The sequence below is a fragment of the Microbispora sp. CA-102843 genome (assembly GCF_050936215.1).
Classification (GTDB): domain Bacteria; phylum Actinomycetota; class Actinomycetes; order Streptosporangiales; family Streptosporangiaceae; genus Microbispora.
This window is the reverse complement of sequence record NZ_JBNJNF010000001.1, coordinates 3,580,981-3,598,199: the sequence shown is the minus strand read 5'-3', so window position 1 is coordinate 3,598,199 and position 17,219 is coordinate 3,580,981. Positions and strand designations below refer to the sequence as shown.

The following is a 17,219-nucleotide window of genomic DNA, read 5'->3' as shown; positions in this document are numbered from 1 at the left end:
CCCTCATGCGCTTACGCCCTCCTGCTCACACAGCCAGCCGACGATGCCCTCGACCGCGTCGCGGCAGCTCCCGCAGCCGGTGGTGGCCCTCGTCGCGGCGGCCACTGCCTCCACGTCCCGCGCGCCGGACTCCCAGCACGCCCTGATCTGGCCCTTCGTCACGTTGTTGCACTGGCAGACCCGGGCCGAGTCCGGCATCCGGGTGGGGCTGTCGGCCACCGCCGCACCGCCCACGCCCGCGAGATCGGGGAACAGCAGCCCGGTGCGGTCGCCGGGCAGGGGACCTCCCCGGTCGAAGAGCTGGGTCAGCGTGCCCACCGCGGAGGTCTCGCCCAGCAGGATCGCGCCGACCAGCCGGCCGTCCCGGATGACGAGTTTGCGGTAGGTGCCCTTGTGCCGGTGGGAGAAGCGGACGATCTCCGCCTCGTCCTCCGTCAGCTGGGTCTCCCCCATCGCCGCGAGCTCCACGCTCCTGGCCTTCAGCCGGGTGACCAGCCGCGAGCCCCGGTAGCGCGCGCCCTTGTCGGCGCCTGTGACGAGGTCGGCCACGACCGACGCCTGCTCCCAGCCGGGGGCGACCAGTCCGTAGACCCGGCCGGCGTGCTGGGCGCACTCCCCGATCGCGAAGATGGACGGGTCGTCGGTACGCAGCTCGTCGTCCACTACAACACCTCGCCCCACCTCCAGTCCTGCCTGGTCAGCGAGGCCGACGACCGGGCGCACGCCGCAGGCCAGCACGACCAGATCGGCGTCGATCAGCTCGCCGGTGGCGAGTTCCCCGTCGGCGAGTTCCCCGTTGGCAAGTTCGACGTGCCGCTCCCGGATCGCGCTCACGGTGACGCCGGTGCGGATGGCGACGCCGAGCGCGCCGAGCGTCTCACGGAGGATCAGCCCGGCCTCCTCGTCGAGCTGGCGCTCCATCAGGTGCCCGGCCAGGTGCAGCAGCGTCACCGGGACGCCCCGGCCGGCCAGGCCCCGCGCGGCCTCGATGCCGAGCAGCCCGCCGCCGACCACGACCGCGCTGCGCGCGCTCGCGGCGGCCTCCCTGATCCGCTCGCAGTCGTCCAGCGTGCGGAACGCCGTCGCCCGCTCCACGCCGGGGATCGGCGGGACGACCGGCTCGCTGCCCGTGGCGAGCACGAGCACGTCGTACGGCTCGCGCGTCCCGTCGGCGGCGATCACCGTCTGGCAGTCCCGGTCGATCGCGGTGACCGCGACGCCGAGGCGGGCGGTCACGCCGTGGTCGGCGTACCAGCGGGGGTCGAGGAGCCGGACCTGTTCCGGGCTCGACGTGCCGGCCACCACGTTCGACAGCAGGACCCGGTTGTACGGCTGCCACGCCTCGGCGCCGAACACCGTGATCTTCACGTCCTTGTCCCGGGCGCGGACCTCGCTCACCAGGCGCGAGCCCGCCATCCCGTTGCCCACCACGACGAGCCTCACGCGACACGCTCCCCGTCTTCGGCGCACCGCTCGATCGCGGCGGCGCAGACCTTGAACTCCGGCATCCGCGACGTCGGGTCGAGCGCCGGGTTGGTGAGCAGGTTGACGCCCTCCCAGTGGAACGGCATGAACAGCGTGTCCGGCCGGATCGAGGCGCTCACGCGGGCCACGCCCACGGCGGCGCCCCGGCGGCTGCGCACCCGGACGCGGTCGCCGGGGACGACGCCGAGCCGCTCGGCGAGGTCCGGGTTCAGCTCCACGAACACCTCGGGCGACGCCTGCGTGAGCGGGCGGATGCGGCGCGTCTGCGCCCCCGACTGGTAGTGGGCGAGCACCCGCCCCGACGTCAGGTAGAGCGGGAACTCCTCGTCCACGTCCTCGGCGGGCGGGCGGTGGTCCACCGGCACCAGGCGGGCCCGGCCGTCCGGGGTGGCGAAGCCGTCCAGGAACGGCCGCGGCGTTCCCGGGTGGGGCTCCTCCGCCGTCTCTGGACACGGCCAGAACACGCCGGTCTCGGCCGCGATGCGCTCGTAGGTGATGCCGGAGTAGTCGGCGACGCCCCCGGCGGAGGCGCGGCGCAGCTCGTCGAAGACCGTGCGCGGGTCGGCGGGGAACTTCTCGCCGCAGCCGAGCCGCTCGGCCAGCCCCTGGAGGATCTCCAGGTCGCTGCGCGCGCCGGGCGGCGGTGCGGCGGCCTGGCGGCGCAGCAGGACCCGGCCCTCCAGGTTCGTCATCGTGCCCGCCTCCTCGGCCCACTGGGTCGTGGGGAGCACGACGTCGGCCATGGCCGCGGTCTCCGACAGCACGAAGTCGGAGACCACGAGCAGGTCGAGCGCCTCCAGCCGCCGGGTGACGTGCCCGGCGCGCGGCGCGGAGACGACGGGGTTGGAGCCGAACAGCAGCAGCGCCCTCGGGCCCTCCGGCGTGCCGAGCGCGTCCAGCAGCTCGTACGCGGACCGGCCGGGGCCGGGCAGGCCGGCGGGGTCGATCCCCCAGACGGCCGCGACGTGCGCCCGGGCCGCCGGGTCGTCGATCTTCCGGTAGCCGGGGAGCTGGTCGGCCTTCTGGCCGTGCTCCCTGCCGCCCTGGCCGTTGCCCTGGCCGGTCACGCAGCCGTAGCCGGAGCCCTCACGGCCGGGCAGCCCGAGGGTGAGCGCCAGGTTGACGAACGCCGTGACCGTGTCGGTGCCCTTGGCGTGCTGCTCGGCGCCCCTGCCGGTCAGCACCATCGCGCGCTCCGCCTCGCCGAGGATCCGTACGGCCTCGCGCATGTGCGCGACTGGGACGCCGGTGACGCGCTCCACCCGCTCGGGCCACCAGGCCGACACGGAGGTGCGCACCTCCTCGAAGCCGCTCGTGCGGGCGGCCAGGTAGTCCAGGTCGGCGTACCCCTCGGCGATCGCGATGTGCAGCAGGCCGAGCGCCAGCGCGAGGTCGGTGCCCGGGGTGACCTGCAGGTGCAGGTCGGCCATCTTGGCGGTCTGGGTGAGGCGCGGGTCGACGACGACGAGCCGGCCGCCCCCGGAGCGCATCGCGGTCAGGTGCCGCACGAAGGGGGGCATGGTCTCCGCGACGTTGCCCCCGGCGAACAGGACGGCGCCGGCGCGGGCGATGTCGGTGATGGGGAACGGCAGCCCCCGGTCCATGCCGAAGGCCCGGTTGACCGCGGCCGCCGCCGAGGACATGCAGAACCTGCCGTTGTAGTCGATCTGGCTGGTCCGCAGCGCGACCCGGGCGAACTTGCCGAGCTGGTAGGCCTTCTCGTTGGTCAGCCCGCCGCCGCCGAACACCGCCACGGCGTCCGGCCCGTGCTCCGCCCTGATGGCCTCGATCCGGGCCGCGACGTAGTCGAGCGCCTCGTCCCAGCTCACCGGTTCGCCGTGCAGCAGCGGGGTGGTGAGCCGGTCCGGCGAGGTCAGCAGCTCGGCCGCCGTCCAGCCCTTCTGGCACAGGCCGCCGGCGTTGGCCGGGATGTCCTCACGCGGGGTGATCTCGCCCTTCGCGACGTACATGCCACACTGGAGCGCGCAGTACGGGCAGTGGGTGGCCGAGCCCACGGTCGTATCCCCGGACACTGCATCCGTGTGCACCGGGGTGTCCGCCTGTGACATCACAGGACCGGGAACGTGCAGTGAGATCGGCATGGATCCGATGGTGCTGACAGGCGGTTTCACCGCTGGGTCCCTTCTGTTACCGCTGTGCTACAAGGCGCCAACCGCGCTAACTTCGGCGAGCGCGGCGTGTGAGAGACCCCGTCGTCTCGAAAGCTCACTTGTGCTGTCGCCGCTCGTGAGGCATGAGTCCGAAAAAGGCGGGCGCCGCGCGGGCGCCCGCGAGAGGCCGCGTCTCAGACCCGGGCCGCCGCCAGGCTCGGCGCCGACTTCGCTCCGAAGGTGCGTATGTAGCAGAACCAGGTGAGCGCGAAGCAGACGGCGTAGAAGGCGGCGAAGGCCGCGAGCGCCGCCCCCGCGCCGCCCGTGGCGGAGATGGAGCTGCCGAACCCGCGGTTGATGAAGAACCCGCCGAAGGCGCCCACCGCGGAGATGAACCCGATGGCGGCCGAGGCGTCGCGCTTGCCGGTCGCCAGCGCCTCCTCGTACGCGGGGGTGCCGGGCTCGACGCCGGCCACCGCCTTCGCCCGGAAGATCGCCGGGATCATCCGGTACGTGGAGCCGTTGCCGACACCCGCGGTGCCGATCAGCAGCATGAACGCGGCGAAGAACAGCACGAAGTCGCGGGCCGACATGGCCTGCCAGACGAGCAGGACCGAGGCGATCATCGCGGCGAAGTTCCAGAACGTCACCGAGGCGCCGCCGAGGCGGTCCGACAGCCAGCCGCCGACCGGCCGGATGAGCGACCCGACCAGCGGGCCGAGGAACGCCAGCGAGGTCAGCGAGGCGTGCTCGGGGAACTGCGACTTGATGAGCAGCGGGAACGCGGTGGAGTAGCCGATGAACGAGCCGAACGTGCCGATGTAGAGGACCGACATGATCCAGGTCTGCGCCCGGCCGGCCGCCTTGGCCATCTCCCTCGGCTCGGCCCTGGCCAAGGTGAGGTTGTCCATGCAGAAGTACGCCCCTGCGGCGGCGGCCAGGACGAAGGGCACCCAGAACAGTCCGGCCGCGGCCAGCCCGAACCCGGCGATGACCAGCGGCATCAGCAACTGCACGGAGCTGACGCCGATGTTGCCGCCGGCCGCGTTCAGGCCGAGGGCGGCGCCCTGCCTGTTCTGCGGGTAGAAGTAGGTGATGTTGGCCATGCTGGAGGCGAAGTTGCCGCCGCCGAGCCCGGCCGTCGCCGCGATGACCAGGAAGGCCCAGTAGGGCGTGCCCGGGTCGTTCACGGCCACCGCGAGCAGGACGGCGGGCACCAGCAGCAGCATCGCGCTGACCACCGTCCAGTTCCGGCCGCCGAACCGGGCGGGCGCGAACGTGTAGGGGATGCGCAGCGCGGAGCCCACGAGGTTGGGCAGCGAGACGATCCAGAACAGCTGGTCGGTGGAGAACTTGTAGGCGCCGAGCTTGACCGAGACGATGCTCCAGACGGTCCACAGCGTGAAGCCCAGATGCTCGGCCAGGATCGAGAACGCCAGGTTCCGCCGGGCCACCTTCTTGCCGGTGCTCTCCCAGAAGACGGGATCGTCCGGTCGCCAGTCACCGATCCAGCGGCCCTTCCGGGGTTCTTCCGGGGCCGTGCGCGCCGCCTGCGTCGCCGTCATCGCTCCTCCTGCGTCCTTGTCGGCTGGGGCCAGTAACAGAAGCTAGAAAGAGCGCGTTACGCACTTTGACCAAGCGTGACCGTGCGGCCGTTACATGTGCCGCACCCGCGAAACATGCAATCCACACGCATAACGGAGGCAACATCGGGTTAACACGGGCTCGCCCCTCGCGCCGCCCGCGTTTCGTCCGCGTGACGCCGGGCGAACGGCGGCCGGACCGGCCGTCGTCACGCAAGGTCAGCACGTCCGCCCTATCCCGTACGCGGGTATTTCGGGAAATTCCCGCGATCGCGGTAGCGCCATTCTATGACCGGACTATGGCATTTTCCGCTGCGGGATGGCACGGACATTTCGGTTGACATGTGACCGGTTTTCCGCTCGCAGGAATATCCGCGGCAGGGAAAGGGGATATCGATGCCGCCTCCCGCCTGACGAGGGCCCCCCGAGGGCCCGTGCGCACTCGGGGAGGACGGATGCCAGCGGTCTCACGCCGCGCGTTTCTTTCGACGGGGCTCCTCTGGTCGGCGTGCCTGCCCGCGGCGGTCCTGACCGCGCAGGGCGGGCTCACCGCGACCGCCACGCCCGTCTGGGCCGGGAACCGCCCGCGGCGGCCGCGCGTGTACACCCGGTCGGACTGGAAGGCCGATCCGCCCAGAGGCAAGGCCGAGGTGCTCGACCGTGCGCCCGACCGCCTCGTCGTCCACCACACGGCGACGGCGAACACGGGCGCGACCGATCTCGATGCGGCCTTCCGGCTGTCGCGGACGATCCAGCGCTACCACATGAAGCACAACGGCTGGGAGGACATCGGCGAGCAGTTCACCGTCAGCCGGGGCGGATACGTCATGGAGGGCCGCAATCGCTCGCTGCCCGCCGTCGAGGCGGGCAAGCACGTGATGGGCGCGCAGGCGGCCGACCACAACGACCACACGCTGGGCATCGAGACCGAGGGGACGTACACCTCCTGCCTGCCCCCGGCCCGCCAGCTGTCCGCGCTGACCGCCCTGCTGGCCTGGCTGTGCGATGCGTACGCGCTCGACCCGCACGAGGCCATCGTCGGCCACCGCGACCTCAACAGGACCGCCTGCCCGGGCGACCGCCTCTACGCGTACCTGCCGCAACTGCGGGACGACGTCGCGCGCCGCCTGGGCGGGCGCGGGTCCGGGCGGGCCGAGCCGCGGCCGCCGCGGCTCGCGCTGCCCGACGGTCCGTACGAGGGGGCCGCTCTGATCGGCGACCTGCCGTTGGAGCACGGTCCCGCCGTCGGCCCGCACGACCTGACCCGCTGACGGGGGCCGGTGGTCAGTTGAGTGCGAGAAGGCTGACGGCGACGGCGGCGGCGCCGAGCCCGGTGAGCTGGCTGCGGTGGATGCGCTCGGCCAGGACGACGCGAGCCAGCAGGACGGTGCCGGCCGGATAGAGCGCGGTGATGACGGCGACGACGGCGAGGTCTCCGCTGCGGGCGGCCAGGAGGAAGGCGAGGTTGGCCAGGGAGTCCAGCATGCCCGCGGCAGCGCACAGGGCGGGCGCGGGGCGCCGGTCGCCGAGGCGCTTGCGCAGCAGGGCGGCCGCGGTCAGGACGAGGGCGGAGGAGACGGCGCGGCCGGCGATGATCGGGGCGAGGCCGCTGTCGGCGGGGGCCTGATGGAGGCAGATGAGCTGGGCGGCGATGGCGGTGCCCGCGCCCAGGGCCAGCAGCAGGGCCGTGCGGCTGGGACGGGAGGCGCCCGCGCCGGGGCCCGCGCTGACCAGGACGACGGCGGTCAGCGCGAGCGGCAGGCCGAGCAGGGCGTAGGTGGTGAGGTGTTCGCCCTGGGCCAGGCCGAGGCCGACCGGCAGGACGGCGGAGACCAGCGCGGTGATGGGAGAAAGCACGCTCATGGGACCGATCGCCAGGGTGCGATAGAGCAGCGCGAAGGCCGCGGCCGACGCGGCTCCGGACGCGGCGCCCCAGGCCAGCGCGGCCGGACTCCAGTGCGCGCCGAGGAAGGGCCACAAGGCGAGCTCGACGACGAGACTGGCGGGGGCCGCGATGACGACGGTGCGCAGGACGTGCGCGCCGCGGGCGCTGAGCCCGCCGAGGAAGTCGGCGCAGCCGTACGCGAGAGAGCTGGCCAGGGCCAGCAGAAGAGCGGTCACAAGGCATACCTTTCAGCGGAACGACCGTAAGGTACAATAAAGTGACCGACAGGAGGGATGGCAAACAGTGGGGCAGACGGCGGCGGCTCTGCGCGCGGTGGCGTCCAACGTGAAGGCGGCCCGGCTGCGGGCGGGCCTGTCCGTGGAGCAGCTCAGCGCCCGGGCGCAGGTGAGCAAGGGAGCGCTGGTCAGCCTGGAGAACGCCCAGGGCAACCCTAACCTGGCCACGCTGGTGCGCCTCGCCGACGCCCTGGGCATGTCGGTGTCGGCCCTCACCGAGGGCCCCCGGCATCGCGGCATCCAGATCGTCGAGGCCGCCGGCACCGAACCGCTGTGGACCGGAGAGCAGGGCGGCGAGGCCCGCCTCATGCTCACCACCAGCGGTCCGGCGCCGGTGGAGGTGTGGCGCTGGCGCCTGCACCCCGGCGAGGCGTATCCCAGCCATCCCCACCCGGCCGGGGTGGTGGAGACCGTCAGCGTCATCCGCGGCTGCCTGACCCTTGTCCTCGACGGCGTGGAACACCAGGTCCCGGCCGGGGCCACCGCCACGTTCGACGGTGGCGTCCCCCACACCTACCGGGGTGGCGGCGCCGAGCCCTGCGAGCTGCTCATGACCGTGCACCTGCCGCCGCACACCACCGGCGGATAGCACCCGCCGTCAACGGGACGGCGCCGCCGGCCGTCAGAGCCGCTCGACGTTCGGCCCCCGGCAGCGGTTGCGGGTGTCGAAGACGAAGGCGCTCTCGCGCTCGACCAGGGCGTAGTCGAAGCAGTCGTGGTCGGTGAGGACCACGACGGCGTCGGCCGCCGCGATCTCCCGCGGCGAGGCCTCGGCGATCGCCACCCCCTCGGGCACGAGGCCGAGGTCGACGTGCGGGTCGGCCGCGCGCACGTCCGCGCCCAGCTTGTGCAGGTGCCTGGCCACCTCCAGCGCCGGGGACTCGCGGCAGTCGCCGGTGTTCTTCTTGTACGACAGGCCGAGCAGGAGCACCCGGCTGCCGTTCAGGGCCTTGCGCCGGTCGTTCAGCGCCAGCACCAGCCGGTCGACGACGTGCGCGGGCATGTGGTCGTTGACGTCGTTGGCCAGCTCCACGAACCGGAAGTTGTGCCCCAGGCTGCGCTTGACCTTCCAGGACAGGTACGACGGGTCGATCGGCAGGCAGTGGCCGCCGACGCCGGGCCCGGGGGTGAAACGCATGTAGCCGAACGGCTTGGTCGAGGCGGCGTCGATGGCCTCCCATACGTCGATTCCGAGCTGCCTGGCGAAGACCGACAGCTCGTTGACCAGGGCGATGTTGACGTGCCTGAAGGTGTTTTCCAGGAGCTTGCACAACTCGGCCACCTGCGGCGAGGACACGGGGACGACGCATTCGACGACGGCCTCGTAGAAGGCCCGGACCCGTGCGAGGGCGGCGTCGCCGAGGCCGGAGACGACCTTCGGCGTGTTCTCCAGGCGCCACCGCGCGTTGCCGGGGTCGATCCGCTCGGGGCTGTAGCCGAGGTGGAAGTCGCCGGGAGCGCGCAGGCCCGATCCCTCCTCCAGGATCGGGCGCAGGTACTCCTCCGTCGTACCCGGATAGGTGGTCGACTCCAGCACCACGGTCGCGCCCGGCCGCAGGCGTGGGGCGAGCGAACGGCCCGCCGACGCGATGTGGCTGAGGTCGGGCACGCCGTCGGTCAGCGGCGTCGGCACGGTGATGACGCAGACGTCGAAGCCCTCGGCGTCGGTGTAGTCCGCGCTGGCCCGGTAGCGGCCCGTCGCGTGCGCCGCCGCGAGCGCGTCGTCGCCGACGTCCTCGACGTACGACTGGCAGGCGTTGAGCCGCTTGACCCTCCACTCGTCCGCCTCGACGCCCACAACGTCGAACCCGGCGTGCACGGCGCGTACGGCCAGCGGCAGGCCGACGTAGCCCTGCCCGACCACCACCAGTTTCTCCATCAAGGACCCCCGTCCCTTGTCTGTCACGATGTGCCGTCCTCAGCCGCGGCGGTTCAGGAGCGGGCGCCACCAGTCCTGGTGGTCCCGATACCAGCGCACGACGTCCGCGAGGCCCTCGTCGAAGTCCACCCGGGGCTCGTAGCCGATCGCCCGGATCTTGCCGCAGTCCAGCGCGTAACGCCGGTCGTGCCCGGGCCGGTCGGGTACGTGCTCGACCATCTCCCATCCCGCGCCGAAGGCGTCCAGGATCCGGCGGGTGAGGTCGAGGTTGCTCAGCTCGACCCCGCCGCCGATGTTGTAGACCTCGCCGGGCTCCCCCTTGTCCAGCACGAGCTGGACGCCCCGGCAGTGGTCGTCCACGTGCAGCCACTCCCGCACGTTGCGCCCGTCGCCGTACAACGGCACCGGCCGCCCGTCGATCAGGTTGGTGACGAACAGCGGGACGACCTTCTCCGGGTACTGGTACGGCCCGTAGTTGTTGGAGCACCGGGTCAGCCGGACGTCCAGCCCGTACGTGCGGTGGTAGGCGCGGCAGAGCAGGTCGGCCCCGGCCTTGGCGGCCGAGTAGGGCGAGTTCGGCAGCAGCGGCTCCGCCTCCGTCCACGTCCCCTCGTCGACCGAGCCGTACACCTCGTCGGTGGACACCTGGACGAACGTGCGCACGCCCGCCTCCAGCGCCGCCTGCAGCAGCCGCTGTGTGCCCAGCACGTTGGTCGTCACGAAGTCGCCCGCCCCGGTGATCGACCGGTCGACGTGGGTCTCGGCGGCGAAGTTCACGACCACGTCGTGCCCGGGAACCAGCTCGCGCAGCAGATCCGCGTCGCACACGTCCCCGTAAGCGAACGTGAAGGCGGGGTTGGTCTCCACCGGGGCGAGGTTGGCCGGGTTGCCGGCGTAGGTGAGCTTGTCCAGCACCGTGACCTGGGCGTCCTCGTACCCGGGGTAGGCGCCCGACAGCAGCGAGCGGACGTAGTGGGAGCCGATGAAGCCGGCCGCGCCGGTGACGAGAAGTTTCACGCCCGCACCTGCACCTTGCTGTGGTCTCCGATCATGAGCTGGTAGGCGTTGGGCACGCCGGTCGCCTTCGTGACCTCCGCGTTGCGGCCGATCAGCGAGTGGGTCATGCCGCGGACGCCCCGGATGGCCGAGTCGGCGAGCACGATGCTGTAGTCCACCTCGGCGTCCTCGATCACACAGCCCTCGCCGATCGAGGTGTACGGCCCGACGTACGAGCCGATGATCTTGGTGTCGGCGCCGATCACCACCGGGCCGCGGATGACCGAGCCCTCCACCACGGCGCCCGGGGGGATCACCACGCGCCCACTCACCTCCGACAGCCCGTCCACGCTGCCCGCGACGTCGGGCTCGATCGCCTCCAGCACGATGCGGTTGCACTCCAGCATGTCCTGCAGGCGGCCCGTGTCGCGCCAGTAGCCGGTGACGAAGTGCGACCGCACGCGGTGGCCCGTTTCGATGAGCCACTTGATCGCGTCGGTGATCTCCAGCTCGCCCCGGGCGGACGGCCCGATCGCGCGTACGGCCTCGTGGATCGCGGGGGAGAACGTGTAGACCCCGACGATCGCGAGGTCGCTGCGGGGAAACCGCGGCTTCTCCTCCAGCGCGACGATCTCCCCGTCGGGACCGAGCTCGGCGACGCCGTAGAACTGCGGCTCGGCCACCCGGGTGAGCAGGATGCGGGCGTCGCACTCCTCGGCGCGGAAGGCGTCGACCAGGCCGCGGATGCCGCCGACCAGGAAGTTGTCGCCCAAGTACATGACGAACGGGTCGCCGGCCAGGAACTCCCGCGCGACGAGGACGCAGTGCGCCAGCCCGAGCGGCGCCTCCTGCGGGATGTAGGTGACGTCGAGCCCAAAGGCCGAGCCGTCGCCGACGGCATCGCGGACCTCCCGCCCCGTGTCGCCGACGATGATCCCCACGTCGGTGATACCGGCGTCCCTGATCGCCTCAAGCCCGTAGAAGAGCACCGGCTTGTTGGCGACGGGGACGAGCTGCTTGGCCGAGGTGTGGGTCAGCGGGCGCAGCCTCGTGCCCTTGCCGCCCGCCAGGACGAGTGCCTTCACCGCTTTTCGATTCCTTCCACGATGTTTGCCGGCCGATTGGGAAAGTCGCGGACTTCTCCAGGGAAAATCACGTGGCCGGTCGCCCGAATGTATCAGGCGCCGGAAAAACGGGCCGCGCCGCCGCTCGCCGTTTTACGGAACGGCGTGGCACGGCTTGCCGGCGTCGGAACCGACGCCGGTCTACCGGAAGGCCCACGCCCGGTTGACGGCGTAACTCAGCGGCGGGCTCAGCAGGATTATCAGCGCCTGCGCCCCCATGAGCGGCATCCCGGCGATTTCCACCAGCAGCGGCAGGCCGGCGAGGGACGCGCCGAGGAACGTCAGCCCCACGGCGTAGAAGCGCAGGTAGCCGTGCACCCACCCGATGGTGCAGGTGGCGAAGACGGCAAGCCGGTACACCGGATAGACGATCAGCACAGTGGCGAGATGGCTGCCCGCCACGAGGAAAAGATAGGGCACCGCATTCCTGCCGACCAGCAAACCCAGGCCAAGAAGAGCGTAATACACCACTGCCGTCAGGGCGCTGGCCATCAGATATGTGATGCGCTGGCCGAGAAAAGCCGGGAGCGCCGCGACCAGGGTTTTCCCCGGCCTCCGGCTTTCCAGTTCTAGCATGCTGCCGTCGCTTTCGGTGTGCTGCCGAGGCCGGTCAGCAGGAGTGTAATCGGCGGCGAGAACCGAACAGGGGAATCATGTCGGTGTCGGTGGTAATTCCGTGTTATCGCTCCGCGCGGACGCTCGGGCCGCTGGTCGCCGGGCTCCTGCCGGTGCTGCGCGAGGTCTCCCCCGAGCACGAGGTGATCCTCGTCGTCGACGGCAGCCCGGACGACACCTGGGCCGCCGCAGCCGGCCTCGCCCGCGACGTGCAGAACGTGCGCGCGGTCCATCTGTCCCGCAACTACGGACAGCACAACGCCCTCGTCGCGGGCATCAGGGAGGCCAGGTTCGACGTCGTCGTCACGATGGACGACGATCTCCAGCATCCGCCGGAGCAGATCCCCCTGCTGCTGGACGCGCTGGAGCGGGAGCGACTCGACCTGGTGTACGGCGTGCCGTACGAGGAGGAGCACGGCTACCTGCGCAGTCTCGCGTCCCGTTCGGTGAAGGCGGGGATGGCGGCGGCGCTCGGCATCGGGACCGCCCGGGAGATCAGCGCGTTCCGCGCCTTCCGCACGTGCCTGCGCGACGGGTTCGACGGGCTGCGCGGGCCGCACGCCTCCGTCGACGTGGCGCTGTCGTGGACCACCACCCGCGTCGGCTCGGTGCGGGTGCGGATGCACCGGCGCGGCCACGGCCGGTCCAACTACACCGCCCGCATGCTGGTCCGGCATGCCGTGAACATGCTGGCCGGCTACAGCGCGGCGCCGCTGAGAGCGGCCAGCTACCTGGGGTTCCTGGTAGGGATCGTCGGCCTGCTGCTCGGCGGGGCGGTGCTGTGGCGGTTCGTCACGGGAGGCATCACGGTCGCGGGCTTCACCACGCTCGCGTCGATGGTCGCGCTGTTCTCGTCGGCGCAGTTGATCTCGATCGGGGTGCTCGGGGAGTACATCGGACGGATCCACGGCGGCGGCATGGGCCGCCCGACCTACGTCGTGCGGGAGCGCGCGGACTCCGCGGCGCGCGAGCGCGCGGGCGAGGCCCGGCCGGGCGGCGTCGCCCTCACCGCGGCGGCGGCCCCCAAGCAGAGGGCCGGATCAGGTGAACGGTGAGGAGCGCGTGCACCGGCTCGAACCCGTACCTCGCCCAGGCCCGCTGCACCCGCGTGTTGTGCGCCTGCGTGGAGATGACGACCTCGCCCGCCCCGCGTGAGACCGCCCGGTCCTCCACCGCCCGGAGCAGGTGCGCGTAGACGCCGCGCCCCTGCGCGGCCGGCGTGACGCCGGCGAGCAGGATCTCGGTGCGCGGCCCGTCCTCCTCGACCGTGGCGAGCGCGAGCACGCCGTCCGGGCCCCGCAGGGTCACGCATCCGCCCCGTGCCGCCGATCCGAGCGCCCACTCCTCGTACCCCTCGGCCGCCGCGGCCGGGTCGAACAGGGGGTTGGCCAGGTAGTGGTTGCCGTACGCGGCGAAGGTCCGCCTGACGAAGGCGCGCACGTCGGCGGCGCCGGGTGGGCCGTCCGCCCGGAGACCGGGCTCGGGCCGCGGCGCCCTGCCCTCCCCCGCGCGCAGCCGCCAGTAGACGAGCGTGTCGGCGAGCACCGCGGTGCGGCCGAGCGCGGTCAGCCCGGCGAACCAGCCCACGTGCTCGGCCGGGTAGCGCAGGATGACCACGTCGGCCTGCGACCGCGCGACCGCCTCGCACACGGCCGGCAAGGGCGCCGGCGACGCGGCGGGGACGGTGAGGCGCTCGACCGGGCGGCCGAACCGTGCGGACTCCAGCGGCGAGGGGCTGGTCCGCAGGGCCCCGGACTCCGCCACGGCGTGCCGGCTCATGGGAGCACCCGGTAGGAGCGCACCGCCTCCATCACCCGCGTGACGTCCGCGTCGTCCAGGCCGGCGTACAGCGGCAGCCGTACGAGCCGGTCCGCGACGTCCTCGGTGACGGGGCAGCCGCCCGGGGCCGGGCGGCCGTACCGCAGCCCGGCCGGGGCGTTGTGCAGCGGCTGGTAATGGAACACCGCCTGCACGCCCGCCTCGGCGAGGTGGGCGATGAACGCCTGCCGGTTCCGCAGGTCGGGCAGCAGAAGGTGGTAGAGGTGCGCCGGATGCCGGCGGTCCTCGGGCACGACCGGCTGGGCGACGCCGTTGTCCGCGGCCCACTCCGACAACCCCTCGTGGTACGCCCGCCAGACCACGTGCCGGCGCGCCTGGATCCGGTCGAACGACTCCAGTTGCGCCGTCAGCATGGCGGCGAGGACATCGGACGGCAGATAGCTGGAGCCGATGTCGACCCACTGGTACTTGGCGACCTGACCCCGGTAGAAGCGGCTGCGGTCGGTGCCCTTCTCCCGGACGATCTCCGCCCGGGTGGCGAGGGCTGCGTCGTTCAGGAGCAGGGCGCCGCCCTCTCCGCACTGCACGTTCTTGGTCGCGTGGAAGCTCTGCGCCGCCATCACCCCGAACGACCCCAGCGGCCTGCCCCGGTAGGACCCGCCCAGGCCGTGCGCGTTGTCCTCGATCACGGCCAGGCCGTACCGGCCGGCGACCGCGGCGACGGCCTCCATCTCGCAGGCCACGCCCGCGTAGTGGACGACCACGACCGCCCGGGTGCGGTCGGTGACGGCGGCCTCGATCAGGCGCTCGTCGATGTTGAGGGTGTCGGGCCTGCAGTCGGCGAAGACGGGCACCGCCCCGCGCAGGGCGTACGCGTTGGCCGTGGACACGAAGGTGAACGACGGCATGATGACCTCGTCGCCCGGCCGCAGGCCGAGCAGGATCGCCGACATCTCCAGCGCGTGCGTGCAGGAGGTGGTCAGCAGGGCGTGCCCGGCCCCGGTGAGTTCGCGCAGGAGCGCGGTGGCCCTCCGGGTGAACGGCCCGTCGCCGCAGGTGAATCCCCCGCGCACGGCTTCGGTGAGATAGCCGACCTCGTTGTCGCAGACGTGGGTCCGGTTGAAGGGGACCGCCGTCAGGCTGGTTGTGCTCACTTCCGGTAGTGAACATCGGCACGGCGAGCGGGCGGTTCCGCCCCGGCCCGCCGTGGCGATGTCCTTGCGCAAGCCTTACCGAGGGCCGCGAACCGGCCCTCAGTTGTACTCGACCACCGGATCGACCCAGTAGTTCGAGGCGTGGTAGGAACTGACGGGGAAGACGTCGCCGGCGCTGTAGGTGTAGACACCGTTGCCGAACGACACGGCGTCGTTGAGCGCGACGAGCGTCCCCCTGTTGCGCTGCGAGACGAAGTAGTTCTGGTCGACCGCGTAGCGTCCCGACGTCGTGTGGTACGACACCACGTAGGTCGTGTTGGCGGTGATGGGAACGGGCGTGGCGAACTGCGCCTGCTGCCATCCGGACGCGGTCTCGCCGGTGAAGGTCACGCTCGCCAGGTGGGCGCCGCCCGCCGTCCAGATGCTGCCGGTGTGGGTGCCGGTGTTCTGCACGCCCTTGTAGAACCGGACGCCGGTGACGGAGCCGTCCTGCGTCGACTGGAACTTCACTCCGACCACGATGGGGTTGGTGTCGTTCTGCGAGGCGACGGCGGGGGTCGCCGTGTTGTCCCAGAGGGTCTCCGCCGGTGTGAACATGACGTCGACCCAGTAGTTCGAGGACTGGAAGGAGTTGGTGGGGAAGGTGTTGGTGGCGCTGTAGGCGTACACGCCGTTACCTCCCGACGGCCCGTTGGCGAGGGCGGTGAGCGGGCCGTTCACGTACTGGGAGGTGAAGTAGTTGCGGTCGACCGAGTAGTACCCGGACGTGGTGTGGTAGGACGCGACGTAGGTCGTGTTCGCGGAGATGGCGACGGGTTCCGGGAAGTTCATCAGCTGCCAGCCGGAGGCGGTCTCGCCGCTGAAGACCACGGTCGCGAGCTGCTGGCCGGCGGCGGTCCATAAGCTCCCGGTGTGCGTCCCGGTGTTCTGCGCGCCCTTGTAGAACCGGATGCCGGTGATCAGGCCGTCCTGGCTGGCGCGGAACTTCACTCCGACCACGACGGCGTTCGGGTCGTTCTGCGAGGCGACGGCGGGGGTCGTGCTGTCGCTCCACAGGCTGGTGCTCGACACGCTCTGCACGACCGGTTGCGACGTGCTGGGGGCGAAGTGGACGAGCGCCTCGTGGTCGAACGTGTCGCCGCCCAGGTAGACGGCGATGATCCGGTGCTGGCCGGGCGAGAGGCTCGACGTCGTGAACGTCGCGGGATGAGAGGTGGTCTGCTGGTCCCTGCCGAGGACCACGCCGTTCTCCTTGAAGACCACGTCGCCCTGCGGCACGAGCGAGCCGGACTGCGGCTGGACCGTCGCCGTGAACGTCACCGCGTCCCCCGTACGGGAGGGGTTGCGCGACGAGGTCAGGGTCGTGGTGGTGGGCGGGTAGTTCGGCAGCGTGATCCGGGTGGCGGGGATGCTCGTGGTCCCGGTGATGGCGACCGTGCCGCCCAGGGAGAACATCCGCCCGAACACCGCGGAGCCGGAGCCCACGGAGACGTTGCCCGAGGCGAGGACGTTCCCCCGGAAGGTGGGGTACGTGCCCAGCGAGGCGGTGCCGCTGAGCTGCCAGTACAGGTTGTTCTCCTGCGCCCCGTTGGTGAGGGCGATGTTGCTCACGTTGGCGGCGGTGAGGGTGGCGGCCCGCAACACGAAGATCGCGTCCGGGTTGGCCTGCGCGTCGAGCGTGAGCGTGCCGCTGATCGAGAAGGCGCCGCCGGCCGCGTCCCACACGCCGGGCGTCACGGTCGTCCCGCCGAGGTTGGGCCCCAGGGTGCCGTCGGCGGGCATCGCCACGATGGCGTTGCGGGCCGCGACCGCGTCGGCCATGGCGCTCGCCGCGGCGGAATCGCCCGCATGGACGGACCCGGTGACGGTGCCGGGCGGGAAGCCGCTCACCGAGTTTCCCGGGCTCACCCCGAGGTCGCCGGTGACTGTCGTGTTGTCGGTGTTGGTGACCGATACCGAGGCCAGGACCCCGTAGGAGGCGGCGTTGCCGAGAGTGGGGGAAGCGGCGACGGCCTCCCCCTGCGCCGCGACGACGACGCCGACGGTGAAGGTGAGCGCCGCGGCGAGCACCGCCGCGAGCCGGTGGCGACGGGTGCCCCGCCTGGCGCGGCGACCGCGCGCGCGGGACCTGACTGCTGCGGGCTCCCGCCCGCGCTCTTCCGGGGCTGAGCGTTTCATCTGCGACCTACCTCGCGTCCTGGTGCGTGGCACCGTGATGTGTCAGGTGCGGAAGCACCTGTTGTGGATCTCGACGGCGATTCGGCTCTCGGTGCTCGTGCCGCGGCGGCCGATCGGAGGGGCCGCCGGCCGGT

Annotated in this window: 14 protein-coding genes; 3 read left to right on the top strand and 11 right to left on the bottom strand. The window is 71.9% G+C overall.

Features of this window, described 5'->3' with window-relative positions:
* Positions 1-3: 3 nt before the first annotated feature.
* The 3 genes from ACQEVJ_RS16875 to ACQEVJ_RS16865 form a co-directional block, all read right to left on the bottom strand.
* Positions 4-1,443 carry an FAD-dependent oxidoreductase gene (locus ACQEVJ_RS16875; protein WP_433101945.1) on the bottom strand — a complete coding sequence of 480 codons (1,440 nt, stop codon included), beginning with the start codon at positions 1,441-1,443 and terminating at the stop codon, positions 4-6.
* Positions 1,440-3,554, bottom strand: coding sequence for a molybdopterin oxidoreductase family protein (locus ACQEVJ_RS16870; RefSeq protein ID WP_433112790.1), 2,115 nt, complete (start codon positions 3,552-3,554; stop codon positions 1,440-1,442). Before ACQEVJ_RS16870 ends, ACQEVJ_RS16875 begins: the two co-directional genes overlap by 4 nt.
* A gap of 236 nt (positions 3,555-3,790) precedes the next feature.
* Entirely contained in the window at positions 3,791-5,161 is a 1,371-nt protein-coding gene (locus tag ACQEVJ_RS16865) for an MFS transporter (RefSeq protein ID WP_433101943.1), read from the bottom strand.
* A gap of 473 nt (positions 5,162-5,634) precedes the next feature.
* Between ACQEVJ_RS16865 and ACQEVJ_RS16860 the strand changes: the two genes are divergently transcribed.
* Positions 5,635-6,450, top strand: coding sequence for a peptidoglycan recognition protein family protein (locus ACQEVJ_RS16860; protein WP_433101941.1), 816 nt, complete (start codon positions 5,635-5,637; stop codon positions 6,448-6,450).
* A gap of 13 nt (positions 6,451-6,463) precedes the next feature.
* Here ACQEVJ_RS16860 and ACQEVJ_RS16855 read toward each other — a convergent pair whose 3' ends face one another.
* Positions 6,464-7,300, bottom strand: coding sequence for an EamA family transporter (locus tag ACQEVJ_RS16855; RefSeq protein WP_433101939.1), 837 nt, complete (start codon positions 7,298-7,300; stop codon positions 6,464-6,466).
* A 67-nt stretch (positions 7,301-7,367) separates the two neighbouring features.
* Here ACQEVJ_RS16855 and ACQEVJ_RS16850 point away from each other — a divergent pair, with 67 nt between their 5' ends.
* Complete coding sequence (locus ACQEVJ_RS16850) at positions 7,368-7,949, top strand: helix-turn-helix domain-containing protein (protein WP_433101937.1); 582 nt, start codon at positions 7,368-7,370, stop codon at positions 7,947-7,949.
* A gap of 33 nt (positions 7,950-7,982) precedes the next feature.
* On the opposite strand, the gene ACQEVJ_RS16845 is transcribed toward ACQEVJ_RS16850, so the two are convergent.
* From ACQEVJ_RS16845 to ACQEVJ_RS16830, 4 genes are all read right to left on the bottom strand, one after another.
* Positions 7,983-9,266, bottom strand: a complete 1,284-nt coding sequence (locus ACQEVJ_RS16845; RefSeq protein WP_433101935.1) for a nucleotide sugar dehydrogenase — start codon at positions 9,264-9,266, stop codon at positions 7,983-7,985.
* A 12-nt stretch (positions 9,267-9,278) separates the two neighbouring features.
* Positions 9,279-10,256, bottom strand: coding sequence for a dTDP-glucose 4,6-dehydratase (rfbB, locus tag ACQEVJ_RS16840; RefSeq protein ID WP_433101933.1), 978 nt, complete (start codon positions 10,254-10,256; stop codon positions 9,279-9,281).
* A complete protein-coding gene (locus tag ACQEVJ_RS16835; RefSeq protein WP_433101931.1) occupies positions 10,253-11,320 on the bottom strand; it encodes a glucose-1-phosphate thymidylyltransferase in 1,068 nt (355 codons plus the stop codon). The genes rfbB and ACQEVJ_RS16835 overlap by 4 nt, the downstream gene beginning before the upstream one ends.
* 180 nt (positions 11,321-11,500) lie before the next feature.
* A complete protein-coding gene (locus ACQEVJ_RS16830; protein WP_433101929.1) occupies positions 11,501-11,935 on the bottom strand; it encodes a GtrA family protein in 435 nt (144 codons plus the stop codon).
* Between the two features lie 77 nt (positions 11,936-12,012).
* Between ACQEVJ_RS16830 and ACQEVJ_RS16825 the strand changes: the two genes are divergently transcribed.
* Positions 12,013-13,029 carry a glycosyltransferase family 2 protein gene (locus ACQEVJ_RS16825; RefSeq protein ID WP_433101927.1) on the top strand — a complete coding sequence of 339 codons (1,017 nt, stop codon included), beginning with the start codon at positions 12,013-12,015 and terminating at the stop codon, positions 13,027-13,029.
* Here ACQEVJ_RS16825 and ACQEVJ_RS16820 read toward each other — a convergent pair.
* The 3 genes from ACQEVJ_RS16820 to ACQEVJ_RS16810 form a co-directional block, all read right to left on the bottom strand.
* Positions 12,980-13,753 carry a GNAT family N-acetyltransferase gene (locus tag ACQEVJ_RS16820; protein WP_433101925.1) on the bottom strand — a complete coding sequence of 258 codons (774 nt, stop codon included), beginning with the start codon at positions 13,751-13,753 and terminating at the stop codon, positions 12,980-12,982. The two genes, ACQEVJ_RS16825 and ACQEVJ_RS16820, sit on opposite strands and share 50 nt — an antisense overlap.
* A complete protein-coding gene (gene rffA, locus ACQEVJ_RS16815; RefSeq protein WP_433101923.1) occupies positions 13,750-14,907 on the bottom strand; it encodes a dTDP-4-amino-4,6-dideoxygalactose transaminase in 1,158 nt (385 codons plus the stop codon). The genes ACQEVJ_RS16820 and rffA overlap by 4 nt, the downstream gene beginning before the upstream one ends.
* A 99-nt stretch (positions 14,908-15,006) precedes the next feature.
* A complete protein-coding gene (locus tag ACQEVJ_RS16810; RefSeq protein WP_433101921.1) occupies positions 15,007-17,085 on the bottom strand; it encodes a DUF4082 domain-containing protein in 2,079 nt (692 codons plus the stop codon).
* Positions 17,086-17,219 lie beyond the last annotated feature (134 nt).